7 protein-coding genes are annotated in these 12,919 nt (G+C 46.8%); all 7 read right to left on the bottom strand.

The window, feature by feature from the left end; translation table 11 throughout:
* Window positions 1-2: 2 nt before the first annotated feature.
* Window positions 3-1,127 carry a BF3164 family lipoprotein gene (locus Q0502_RS10105; RefSeq protein ID WP_298650278.1) on the bottom strand — a complete coding sequence of 375 codons (1,125 nt, stop codon included), beginning with the start codon at window positions 1,125-1,127 and terminating at the stop codon, window positions 3-5.
* Window positions 1,128-1,152: 25 nt separating this feature from the next.
* The gene (locus Q0502_RS10100; RefSeq protein WP_298650276.1) at window positions 1,153-2,646 is read right to left on the bottom strand and encodes a TolC family protein; all 1,494 of its coding nucleotides are present in this window, start codon (window positions 2,644-2,646) and stop codon (window positions 1,153-1,155) included.
* A 102-nt stretch (window positions 2,647-2,748) separates the two neighbouring features.
* Window positions 2,749-5,820: an efflux RND transporter permease subunit gene (locus Q0502_RS10095; protein WP_298650275.1), complete on the bottom strand. Its 3,072-nt coding sequence runs from the start codon at window positions 5,818-5,820 to the stop codon at window positions 2,749-2,751.
* Window positions 5,821-5,896: 76 nt separating this feature from the next.
* Window positions 5,897-7,057, bottom strand: coding sequence for an efflux RND transporter periplasmic adaptor subunit (locus Q0502_RS10090; RefSeq protein WP_298650273.1), 1,161 nt, complete (start codon window positions 7,055-7,057; stop codon window positions 5,897-5,899).
* A gap of 534 nt (window positions 7,058-7,591) precedes the next feature.
* The gene (locus tag Q0502_RS10085; protein WP_298650271.1) at window positions 7,592-8,794 is read right to left on the bottom strand and encodes a 6-bladed beta-propeller; all 1,203 of its coding nucleotides are present in this window, start codon (window positions 8,792-8,794) and stop codon (window positions 7,592-7,594) included.
* Window positions 8,795-9,018: 224 nt separating this feature from the next.
* Window positions 9,019-10,662, bottom strand: coding sequence for a hypothetical protein (locus Q0502_RS10080; protein WP_298650268.1), 1,644 nt, complete (start codon window positions 10,660-10,662; stop codon window positions 9,019-9,021).
* 62 nt (window positions 10,663-10,724) lie between these two features.
* Window positions 10,725-12,919: hypothetical protein (locus Q0502_RS10075; protein WP_298650266.1), on the bottom strand; the 2,195-nt coding region annotated here is incomplete at its 5' end.

Below are 12,919 nucleotides of genomic sequence, written 5' to 3'. Positions count from 1 at the left end.
GTTTATGGAAGCGTGTATTCGAAAAACGGATCATCGTAGCTGGTCGAGGCCAGATACAGTTTGTGATTCTTTTCGTCTACAGTGAAATAGCCCCATTGATCTAATTTAAAGTTTTGGATTGGATCTCCATTCCAGTCATATTGTTCTACATAGATGTAATAGTTTTGCTTTTGATTTTCTTTTGCCACGTCATAAGGAGTGCGTCCACTGTAAAGAAAATAAACATACTCGTCCTGAGCGCACACTTTCCAGTAATGAGTTATATTTTGGTCTAATCCGTCCACTTTATAAAGGGTATTATCGTAGAAATTATTTCGTTCGAAATTAATTGTACGCACGGTTCCAGCATCCAAATCCATGAACTTGATAATTTTAAAATATTTATATGCATAAGCCATACGATTCTTTTTTGCATTTACGGCAAACGAACCAATATAGGCAAATGGGGATTTACGGTTGGGATTCAACGCCAAATTAAATACTTCGTCTGTTATAACGGAGTCTCCTTGTAGGGCAATACGGTAGATGCTTTTCCCTGTTGGACTGTTATCAACATATAGAAAATCATTTTCACTTACATTTGAAAGCTCCCTTTCACTCCCAAACATTGCTCTTTTCTTTTTTTCTTCAAAAGGATATCTGCAATACTCCAGTGTTCCGTTTTTTTGAAGTTTATATAGTTTATGGTTTGTATTCTCAAACACATAACAAAGGAAAGTCGTGTCCCCGGACGGGATCAATGTGGAAGAAATAAATTCATCAGGACCCCTTCCTGATATTCCGGCTGTCCGGATCTCCCTGAGATCCGGAAGACTGAAAATACGAAACGGCGGATTTCCCCTGTTTTTCATTATCAGTCGATTCCCTTTCACATGCATCTCTGTTTCAGAGGTTTTAAAGATTGCCGTATCACCGGTAATGTATTTTCCGGATAATTCGATCATTTCGCCAAATGGATTTTTATTTTTCAGGAAAATCTCCCCTTCTTCCAGCTCTGGAAAAGGAACTATAGTCTCTACCGAATCCATATTCATTTCCTGAACGGAAGGCTGTTCTTTCCGGTTTTGGCAGGAAAAAACCAATCCGGGAAGAAGAGCTAACATTATGTAAAGCAGGTGTTTTTTCATATTTGAATAATTATAAATGATACGATTATTTACCCGTCATATCCCAGTCGAATGTATCCGCGATGGGAGCCCGTTTCTCAAAGTCGTACAGGGTGAGCTTGCGTATCTTGAAATAGCTTTGCCAGTAATTCTTCAACGCGGAGATATAATTCCGTTGCGCTTCCTGGCGCCGGTTGGTGGAAAGGGTAAGGCTGTTGATATCGGCTTTCCCGATAATAAACCGTTCACGGGTCTGCTCGTAGGCCAGCTTTGCCAGTTCCATCGCCTCCTCAGCGCTGCGGATAAGATGTTGCTGTATGGTAAAATCCCCTACGGTCATGATCACGTCTTCCTCCAGCCGTATTTCATTTTCCTGAGCGGTGAGGCGGGTGATGTTCAGGTTGCTTTTGGCCATATTGTAGCGTCCCTTCCTTACGCCCCAGTCCACCAACGGAATGGATAACGTGAGGGAGACGATGTCCTGCTGCAACGGGTTACGGTACGCATCCCTGAAGGACTCCGCTACCTGGTTGAACCCCACGCTCGCGGATAACCCGGCATTGAACCACGATTCTATTTTCGCTTTTTCGACTGTCTGTTCCGAGTGGAGTATCTGCTGTTCCGAATCTAAGTACTGCGGGTTATTCTCCTTGGCCAGCATTAATGCTTCGTCTTCGGTGATGATCACTTCCCTGGGATATCCGGGCAGTTTCAGGGTGATACGCGTATCTTTTTCTAAGTTCAGGTATGCCGCCAGTGCGAACATGCTTCTTTTGAGGTTGATCTCGGCATTCTGGAGGCTGTTCTGTGCATTCACCTTATCCAATCTGAGGGTGAGCAGGTCGGCTTGCCCGATCGAAGCGATCCTGTGCCTCTGTTCCCCGATGCGGTAGAGCGTATCCGAACTGGCCAGATTCTCCACGGCCAGTTCATACTCGGCTTGTGCCATGGCCAGGTCGAAGAAATAGCCCGTGGCCGTTTCGGCCGTCTGCTCTAATTGGTGGATCAGCTCTTTCTGCGCTTTCTCATATTTCACGGGTGCGATCCTCTTTTCCCATTTAAAAGGGTTGTAACCGATCAGGTCCTGCCTGTAGCCGACGCGGATGGGAACAGTGGAGTACTGGCTATAGGTCTGTTCCCCAAAATTACGGATATATCCCAGTTCCGAGTCGATGAAAAAGGTACCGCCGGTGAGGTCGAGATTTTGTTGGGCTGCCAGGTTACCGTAACTGTAAAATGACTGTTGGCGGCGGTAAATATCGATATTCTGTTCGGAGTCGTACCTGCGCGTATAATCCCTGTTATAGCTGACGGGGGTAAGGTAGAGGGACAGGGACGGCAGCCTGTCCGCCCTGAACGAGCGGTATTCCCAGTAGCTGGCCATATAGCTGTTCTTCGCGCGGAATGCCGATAACGAACTGTCGTTAGCCAGTTGCACAGTCGTGTGCAGGTCTAACTCTATATACGTCCGCTGGGCAACAACACGGGGGGAGTGTAAAACTACGCAGTACAGTATGAATATCAGAATGGAATGTCTCATATTTTAATTGCTAATTACAAATTGCTAATTACCATTTAATTGGCATATTATTCACATTAGTCTCATTGGCACATTGGCAAATTAGTCTTATTGGCATATTAGTCATTTTTCACTTTTCCGATAGATTGCCCAATAGAGCAATGGGATCAGGAAAATACTCACAATCGTCCCGATGGTCATTGCGCTGATCATCGCCACGGCCAGCGGTTTTTGTAATTCCGAGCCGATATCGAAGGTGAACAGGATCGGGATCATCGAAAAGAGGGATGTGAGCGCCGTCATGATAATGGCCCTCAACCTCCTCACGCCCCCGGTATGGATCGCTTCCATCAGCGGCATTCCTCCTTTGCGCAACTCATTGATCAGGTCTATTTTCAGGATAGAGTCGGTAAGGATTACCCCGATTGTCACCACCATACCGATGGCGCTCATCAGGTTCAGCGTATGCCCTGTCAGCCAGAGGACAACCAGGGCGAAAGCGATATCGATGGGGATCTCGGCCAGCACGATCAGCGGCTGCAGGAAATTCTCGAACTGGGAAGCCAGGATGAAATACATCAGCAGGATAGATATCAGTAAGATGATCACCAGTTCTTTCAGCATTTGCCGGTTGGAAAAGAAATTGCCGGAGAATGCCACATCCCATGAACCCTCCTGCCGGACGGTCTCCCGTGCTTTCTCCATCAGCTTCTCCGGCTGGCTGGTATGGTAATAGTAGAGCGGTATGTATTCCCCGTTCTTTCCGGCGATGATGGTCTTGATATCTTCACCGGGCGTAAGGCTGACCAATGCAGTTAACGGTACGCGGACGGCCTGCGACCCGTCGGCCGGGTAGCCATATACCAGTGTCTGCTGCAATACATCCTGAATGGATTGTTGTTTACCGGCTATGGAGATGGGTAGATACTGCTGGAAGGAGCGTAACACCGCCACCTGGTTGTCCCTGAACGCCGTTTTTAATGTCTGTGATACCTCCTGTTGTGAAACGCCGTAAAGCAGGAGTTTCTCCCTGTCGGTTGTGACCACGAACTGTTGTTCGAACGGTACACTCTCCGCCCGTTCGCCTGTGGATGCCGCCAGGCTTGCTTCCATCTGCCGGATAGCCGCCGGCTCGGGTATCTCTTCCCTGTTCTTCGGATAGAGCTGCACTACCATTTCGGCTTCGCCGGTATCGAATATCTTCTCGAATATGTTCTCCGGCGGGGAAAAAGTCACTACTGCATCCGGGTAATGTTGGCGCACCCAATCCGATATATGCGTTTCCAGCGATGTGATCCGCGAGGGCTTGTCGGTTTTCAGGTACAATTGGGCTTCGGTGGCGGTCAGATCATTGTCCTTGTCCAACAAGTACTGCCGTTGTCCTATGTAGGCGGCGTTTTCCTCCGCATATCCTTCCGCCGTCTGAAGCAGTTCCGATATCCGGCGCGCATTTTCATCCACATGGATATTCTCGTTCCATTCCACCGTGACGATGCTTTCGACATAGCTTATTTTGGGCATGCTCGTTTTGGGCATGGCGTTGAAAAGGAATGCGCAGAGCGGAACGGCAATAACTAGTAATGCGATGAAGAAAACCTTGTGGTTAAATACGTACCGGAGACCCTTATCGTAGGAAGGAAAGATGACTCCGTCAATCTTTTTTTGCATGGAAGCAAAGAAGCCCTCTATTTTTTTATGGGTGAATTTTCTTCCGTATGCGACTTTATAAAGCACCGGCAGCAGGATAATCCCTGTCAGGTAGGAAACAAACATCCCCACCGTCACGGCAAAGGCTTCCGCATAGAAGATGGCGCCTGCGATCCCGCTCATAAAGACTAAGGGCACGAAAACGGAAATGGTGGTCAGTGTGGAGCTGAAGATCGGCATGACCACCTCTTTGGTGCCTTTCTCGCAGGCATCCTCCAGCGCATAACCCTGTTTCCGGTATTGCGTGATGATGTCCGTGACCACGATGGAACTGTCTATCATATTCCCCAGGGCAAGAATCAGCCCCGAGAGGGTAATGATATTCATCGACTGGCCGAAAAGGAAGAAAAAGATAAAGGTGGTGATCAGCGCCGTGGTCATGCTGATGCCGATGATCAGCGGCGATTTCCCGTCGCCGAGGAACAGCAGGGCGACAATGAACACCAGGATAAAACCGATCAGCAGGTTTTCCTGCAGGTTGGAGATCGTATAGTCGAGCAGTTCCGTCTGGTTGCGGTTCACGGTGAACTTCACGTCGGAATAACTCCATTCGAGGTTATCCAGTGTTTCGTCCAGCGATTTGCGCAGATTCTTCATGGTCTCGTCCGCCTGCTTTATGACGCCTAAGGTGACGGCCCTTTTCCCGTTGATGAACGACATCCCCGACTCGGGTTGCCTGACGATATCGATCCGGGCCAGGTCTTTCAGTTGGAAGAGGCGTCCCTCTTTCTCCATGTAGATATTCCGTACATCTTCGGGGGTGCGCAGCAGCGAGGAGAACTTGATGTTGTATTCATAATAGCCGTCGCGTACGATCATGCTGCCAGGCTCTATGTTATTGGCCGACAGCACGTTCTCTATATCGCCGAGGGTGATCGATGCGGACTCCAGCAGGGCCGGGTCGGGCACGATCTGGAGATACTTGTACATCAGTCCCGTCATGTCGGCCATCGCCACTTCGGGCAGCTGTTCTATACGCCGCTTCACCACGTTATCGGCAAATTCCGACAGGTCGAGGAATTGCTGTTCATCGGTAGGGGAGTAGGGTATATCGTTTTTCAGGGTGAGGTTCAGGTAGAACACGGGCAGGTCGGTTGCGCTGGCCTTGATCACCCTTGGGCGTCGGAAATCGCGCGGCAGGTTGTTCATAGCGGCGTCGATCTTCTCGTTCACTTCGATGAAGGCCAGGTCGGTATCCGTGCCGTAATCGAATTTCAGGCGGATAATGGCCGACCCGTCGCGTGTCTCGCTCTGGATATCCCGTAGTTTACTCACCTGCATCAACTGCCGGCGGACGGGTTTTACTACTGTGTTCTCCAGTTCGCGCGCCGAAGTGTTGTCGCCCGACACCTGCACGGTGATCTCCGGGATGGCGATATCGGGTAGCAGGGATACGGGCAGCGTGTTATAGGTGATGATCCCCAGGATCACGCATGCCAGGAACAGCATTAATACCGATACGGGACGTTGCAGTATTGCTTTGATCATTGTTATTCAATTAGAACCAAGAATCAAGACTTTAGAATTCAAAATTCAAGATTTAAGATTCAAGATTTGCCGGAATTTATTCATTATCTTCGTTATTTCCTGTGGCGACTGAATCCTCGGTGGTATCAGAGGAATTGTCTCTCCTTTCAGGTCCGTCACTCTCTATTACCGTCACGGGTGACTCATGCGCCAGGTTGATATTACCGCCGGTAATGATCCGGTCACCCTCCTTCAGCGTTTCCCCCGTAATGGTATAGGAGGAGGCGTTCTCCAATCCCGTCTGCACATAGTTCCAGATGGCTTTCCCGTTCTCTAAGGTAAAGACCACCTGCCTTCCCGTGCGCAGGACGACTGCGCTTTTGGGTACGACCCACTGTTTGCCCAGCGAGCGGAAGATACTCACCCGCACGTTCATCCCTTCGATCATCCGTTCATGGTATCCTACCGAAGCTTTCACCTGTACCATCCCGTTCTTGTCCACCCATGGGTTGATTTCTGAAACGCGACCTTCCACTTCCACCCCGGGCATGGAAAAAGGCGCTACCTTTATCTTGTCGCCGATGCGTATCATCCCCAGTTCGTTTTCCAGTACGGTGAAAGTGGCTTCCAGGCTGCGCGTGTCAATGATGTTGCAGAAGATCTCGGAAGGGGAGGAGAGGGTATTGGGTTTGTCGAACAGGTTGGCGATCACCCCGCTTATGGGGGCGGTCAGCGTAGCCTGCTCCAGGTTATAGAGGGCCATGTCGTATTGTGTTTGTGCCGTGTTGTGACCGCTCTTTACCTTGGCCAGTTCTTCCACTTCCCTGGGCACGGCTTCCGGGTTGTCGAGCCGGTATCCTTGCCCGATCAGTACGTCCTGGTATTCGAGTTTACTCCTTTCGAGCGCATCTTTGGCCTGGTTCACGGCATTGGTAAGGGAATAGGTATCGAGCATGGCAATGCGTTGTCCCTTTTCCACACGGGCGCCGTTTTTGACATGGATCGCGGCGATCACCTCGGAGGTCTGAAACTTGAGTTCCGCCACATTTTGCGCCGATATCTTGCCGTTGCTGACCAGTTCGTGTTCAAAATTCACAGCAGTGAGTGTCATGGAGGTTACTTCGGCTGGCCGGTCCGGAAGAAGTTGCTGGACCGTTTCTTCCTGTTGATCTTTTTTCCCCGGTGTACAGGCAGAAAGAACGGCAATTGCCAATACTATCGCATAGCGTGAGATCACGATTCCGAAAATATCTTTCATATACAGATGTGTTAAATTTCTTATCATCAAAGATAGTGTTTATTTTTTGTATTGTAAATGTATCCGAACTCATGTTTTTGAACAATTTTCTTAACTCATTTATAACTCATTTTTATTAAGGTGTTGAAAAAGAGTGTGTCTTCTCATACCTTTCAACTCCCTTGTACAAATAAACAGAAAAAGGAATGATCCTCCAACAAGTAATTTGTTAAGATTCTGTTCGAATTCTGTTTTCATTGGAGAGTCCGAATTCTACTGTCACCGTTTTTTCTCATTGTATCATTTTTTATTGCAATTATAAATCCCTATATTGCAAATTTACGAATAAATCGTAAAAAGAAAATTATTTCGTAAAATATTAATCTTAAAAAATGAAAATAGATATTCTTTATGTTACCTGGTTTATTATAAAAAGCAGTGCTGAGGATACTTTCTCTTATTGTAATTATTCTGTCATTTTTATCGCTGCCATAGAGTCCTCTGTAAAATAAAAATACCTTTCTGAGTTTTCGACAATGATCAATCCTGTTACATTTATTTTCTAAGCTTTCCGTAAAACAGGTAATTGTTATCATTCTCATCGATAGAGTTCAGCAAATCTGTTAACTTTTTACGGTCATTTTCCGTGAGCGTATTGCTCTTATCAAGATGTTTTGTCAAAAGGTCGGCCAATTCACCGGGATCGACGTTCCACAGGTAATATCCATTCTGGTATAGAGGCCATCCTTCGATCGGCAAGTTTCCCAGAAAATCATTGTATAGTTTATAGAATCCACCTTTGAGCGTTTTTTTGTCGACAATGAAATTAGAGGGATGTTCGGTAACGGTTATATTATCGGATAGTTTTTTCTCGACGGTTACATCACCTATGAAATGGCCGGGTAATTCCTGATACGAATGGATCTTCCACGGCCTGTCCTTGAAATCGAGTGTAAACTTCGGATCGAGTCTGTTGTCTGCAATGTTATAGTGATAGAGGCTGTCCGGGCGTTGTTCGAAAAAGGTGAATAGAGAGCAGTCGAATTCGTTTGTATTTTTATTCGAAATAACCTCGTTACTATAATCAGGCTGTACGGTAAGATGCCCGGCAGGAATAGAATCAATCATATTTCCGTTGAAATCCTGTGTCCATGCTACAACAGGACTACCGGCAAAGGGGAGCAGGAATACCGACACGGTCGATTCTTTGGTATTCACGAAGAATTTTCCTTTGGGAACCCTGTATTTCAGAGGGATGGGCTCCAGTGCATTGTTTTGCAGGTCGAAACGGAACAGTTTATTGCTCTGCCAAGGTAAAATAAAGACCTGTCCGGTTTCTTCATCCAGCCAGTCGTCGTACACATTCAGGTATTCATTGGGCCCTTGCCCGTACGTGCCGATCGTGGTTAAAAATTCACCCTTTGTGTTGAATAGCTTATAAGGGTTCTGGCGGTTATTCCGGACTAAGATATGTTTGTCGGTGAGAGTTATAGAAGTGAATCCTACAAGCGCTTCGTCGCGGTTATCGAGCCGTATCATCTGAAGATCCTCTACAAGATAGCTTAACGGTATATTCACGGTGTCTTTCAGTTTGGCCAGGTCACAGGAGATCAGTTCGGAATTGGTGATCATTACTTTTTCGGCTACGACATCAAGATGGTTGAGTGTGGAGCGCCGCGTATTTTTTCCGCAAGAGATGAGGAATAAAAGGAAGAAAAGATACATTCCCGAAAGATGAAAAAATAATCTGTGTTTCATGTCTGTTTGTTTTTAATGGTGATACACAGTGGCAAAGATAGGAGATTGTGCAGCATATAGGCAAATAATGAGGTGGACAAGAAGTGATGTCTGTTGAGTAGTAAGGAATTTATTATTATGTGTTTGTATTTTTTATTGTGTGTATAAAGGCGGACAATGATCACTTTGAGTCAATTTTTTTACGATAAAATCGTAAAAATTATTTGTCGATGGGTGGTATCCGGTTAATACATCTGTTGTAAAAGAGCATCTAAATTCACGTTATTATCGACAATGTGGAATTTCTCGGTTTTCAACCGGTATTTCCGTTTTGTAATGGCTGCCTTGGAAACACAGTAGATATCCGACAGATCCTGCATATTCACGTTGATTTTCAAAAGGCAGCAAAAGCGTATATCGTCATCCGACAGGGTAGGGGCGTGTTGTTTCAATTTGTCCAAAAATTCAGGATAGGCATCCCGGATGCCGCTTATTAATTCCTGCCAGTCGTTGGGGGTAATTTTTATTTTTCCCTGTTTGTCGTGATGATTGTGTTCTTCCCGGTTCAATGAAGGTAGTTTGTTGAAGAAATTGATTTTTCTAAACAGGGATTCCCTGAGCACCGCTTCTTTTTCCCGTAGAGCGCTTATTTCCTGTTGTTGTTTCAGTAACAGATTTTCCTGTTGTAAACGGAGCATTCGGTTTTCATGTGCTGCTTTTTCATTTTTGCGTCTGCTGTTTACACGAATAACATAGAGTACAATCAACATAAGAAGGAGGAGAAAGGCGCTTACCAATAAATAAAACTGGTGCTCTTTTTGTTTGATCTTTAACTGGTTATTTTCATTTTCTAATTTCTCCTTTTCATATTTCTGCTGCATTTCGGCCGAACGGACTCCTGACAGAAATGAATTGAATATCCGTTCGCTGTTTTTTGAAAGGTTCAGGGCATCGGTATAGCGGCCTTCTTTCGCTTCCGATATACTTAGCAAAGCGTAGGCCAGATCGGCCACGAATTGATCGTCCCCTTTGATGGATAATTGCGCGTAATGCCGTGCCGAATCAGGCATGTTTTGTTTTCCGAACAAGATCGCCCTCTGTAAATTAACGGCAGGTATATCTTGCCTGTTCCGTTTAATCTCCTGCGATTTATTCTTATAGGATAGCGCTTCCTTTATCCGGTTGTCTGATTCGTAGATACCTGAGACAATATTGAGGATATCGGCTTCCATATCACGTTCCTCTCTTTCCCTTACCCGGTCGAGTGCCTGCATATAGGTCTCTAAGGATTGCTCCGTTTCCTTATTGTATTTATAAGCGTCCGCGAGGCTTAACAGCGAGTAAATAACAGATAAAGAGTCGTTCGTGGCGCGGGCATATTGCAACCCCTCTTTCTGGGTTTTTACCGCTGCCTCTGCATCTCCAAGGTACAGGTAAGAATAACCGGCCGTTCGTTTATAACCGGCTTTCCGATCTTTATCGTTTCCTGCCGGAACAGCTTTTATAGCTTTATCGAAGTAGAGAACGGCAGAGTCGTGCATGGCATTCCGGTAGTGGTATAATCCGTTATAATACAAGGCTTGATGCAAACCAGCAGAATCATTATGATTCCGGTAGTATTGTGTGGTAGTATGGATGATAGAATCGGATGGGAGTTTGTTGCCCGACCGAAGCATGCTTTTTATGAAAATCAGGTTGTATTCGGCCTGTTCCGATGCATTTAACCTCTTCACATCCTTTATTTCCTCCAGTTTCATCAATGCCTGGGAAGGAATGGAATCTGATAACCGGGTTGCTTCACTTAGCACTTCCGTATGGCGGAGTCCGTTCCGGCAGCCTGTAAACAGCAGGCAGAGCAGGACAATCATATAGATAAAGATTCTTTTCATTGGCTTATGGTCATGGATTAATCAAGAAGTCTCTAAATGTTTTGTATCCGTTCCATTGGTTGTTATTCTGATAAACCTTTCACATCCCTCATTACCCGGAACTCTTTTTTACCGGTACCGAGTAGTCCGCTTCCTCCGGCTCCTTCTACATAAATTTTGAATTTGTTGTTGATATCCGAACAGTAGAATGAAACAGTAGCCTCGCCATTTTCATCGGTTACTACATTGGGTTCCCAAAGTAGAGTATTTCGACTGTCCGGAATCGAGGAAAGTATATCAAACTCGTCGGGTTGGTAAAATTCCCGTTTTCCGTAATAACCTTTCTCTCGGAAGATATTATTCATTTCCAACAGTTCCTCGTCACTGTAGTAAGGTCCCCGGTATTCTATTACTTTGATATCTTTTACATGCCAATAACCATCCTCTCTTGGTTCGTATTTAATGACCCTGTATGTTTTCCCATGAACCGGGGTAGATCTTGTCCCACTGTAATGCCCTGAACGGGAACTCCCTGATGGATGATGTGTATATCCCGGCAGATAATCATTCAAATACCCAGGATGGCATTCACATACCCATGCCGGGTTGAGGTTGACCTGTGCCAGGCTGTCGAGCCGTCCCATGAACTTGTCACGGTAAACACGCCCCCTCGTTCCGGTCACGGTAAATTCATCCAGCATGATGATGCTGTCGCTGCTCATCACCGGCATCCTGTCTTCCTGCTTCCCGTTCGGTTGTGGCCTATTATCTGCAAGGGGGTAGTTTCGAGCTTTTATCTTTCTCAAGCTGTCGATCAGATGGAAAAAACCTTCGGTTTCCACTTTAGGTGTAAACTCCTTGCCAAGCATCGGTTTCAGGTAGATATAGCCACCCCGTAAATCTCTTAATATTTCAGGTTCCACGTTGAAGTACCCTGCAGAATCCGTCCAAACAAACTGTGCGTCGCCTTCGGCCCCGAAAACCTGCACGAGTTGTTCGCCACCGCTGACATCCCTGCTTTTGCGTTCGCTTTTGAACGTCTGCCGGCCGGGTACGCCGTCAGGAAGGAAAATTTCACCGCATGGTGTAAAGGTTTCCGCATCCCATACGTAACGCCTCCATCCCTGGGTGAGCATCAGCAAGTCCAACGCCTCAATACGGTCTTCATTTTCCCCATCAAAATAGTAGGCGGGATTGAAAATCCTTCCTTTCAGCTGTGTAGAAAGGTGATAGTGGGTTAGTATGTTTACCGGATCGGCAGGGTTGGAGTATGCCTCGTCGAACACGCTTAGCCCGAGGTGTGCCTGCACCGGGTTACCCTCTTCGTCGGTTACCTTTATAACCACCTCCGTTTTTTCACGGGTGTAATAAATATCTTTAGGGGTTGCCAGGCTGATGTTCAGCTTCCTCTCCGGGAACAGGTACACCAGCCGTTCGCATACCGGTTTCATGTCACGGGTGAAGAGGGTGAACTGCGCGATACCCTGGCCGGGAAAATCGCCGAGCGGTATCTTTACTAGGATGCTGTCCCTTAGCATTCCCCGGGCGATGCTGCATACAATGCCCCTTTGCTGTCCGAGCAGGTAGAATGGCTGCGGTGACAGTCCGGGACTTTGGAGAATGGTAAACTGTAAATATTCCCCGGTCTGTCCGGAGAGCCGCAGGGAAATACCTTCGTCATGAATATGGGGTAATGGATAGCTTTTCCCATTGGTGAGTCCCATGCGGTAATCCTTGTCACTTCGGGGTGTGAATTCTACAGTCCCCATTCCTGCATGGATGGTTGAGAATGGCTGTAGGGGGTGGTTGTCTTCATAGAGCATGCCCGATACTTCGACCGGTTTTCCCTTTCCATCGGTCGCCTTGAATGCCAACCGTGCCGGAAGACCTCTGACGAGGTTCCCACCTTCGGGCAGGATGGCGAAATGTTCTACGCCGGCCATAGCGACCGTATCTGAGGAGTAAGTATGTCCACTGATATTGTCCACGACATGTATCTTCCGTGGCGATGTGAACCGGGTGCTGTCTGCACGGAATGATTGCGGGGTGAATGCTTCCATGAAGTAATCACCAGGAGGCAGTTCCCTGTCAATATATACCTGACCCTCGGCCACGCCGTTTTCTATGGGATATTTTTCCTGCCATACCAGCGTGTCGTTCTCTCCCCTTAATTCGAGGTAGAGTGTCCGGCTAAGATTGGAAAAATGGAGTGTCTGTGTGTCTAACTGGTATGCCTTGAACCAGAGATCCTCCCCGGTTTCATAAATGTCTTTGGATG

The sequence above is a fragment of the uncultured Proteiniphilum sp. genome (genome assembly GCF_937873925.1).
Lineage (GTDB): Bacteria > Bacteroidota > Bacteroidia > Bacteroidales > Dysgonomonadaceae > Proteiniphilum.
The sequence above is the reverse complement of the archived record's forward strand: the minus strand, read 5'-3'. Positions and strand labels throughout refer to the sequence as shown.

What these genes read in the sequence shown, in the direction of transcription:
- Q0502_RS10100 (WP_298650276.1), bottom strand. Translation starts at nt 2,646, where the DNA reads ATGAGACATTCCATTCTGATATTCATACTGTACTGCGTAGTTTTACAC.
- Q0502_RS10105 (WP_298650278.1), bottom strand. Translation starts at nt 1,127, where the DNA reads ATGAAAAAACACCTGCTTTACATAATGTTAGCTCTTCTTCCCGGATTG.
- Q0502_RS10095 (WP_298650275.1), bottom strand. Translation starts at nt 5,820, where the DNA reads ATGATCAAAGCAATACTGCAACGTCCCGTATCGGTATTAATGCTGTTC.
- Q0502_RS10090 (WP_298650273.1), bottom strand. Translation starts at nt 7,057, where the DNA reads ATGAAAGATATTTTCGGAATCGTGATCTCACGCTATGCGATAGTATTG.
- Q0502_RS10085 (WP_298650271.1), bottom strand. Translation starts at nt 8,794, where the DNA reads ATGAAACACAGATTATTTTTTCATCTTTCGGGAATGTATCTTTTCTTC.
- Q0502_RS10080 (WP_298650268.1), bottom strand. Translation starts at nt 10,662, where the DNA reads ATGAAAAGAATCTTTATCTATATGATTGTCCTGCTCTGCCTGCTGTTT.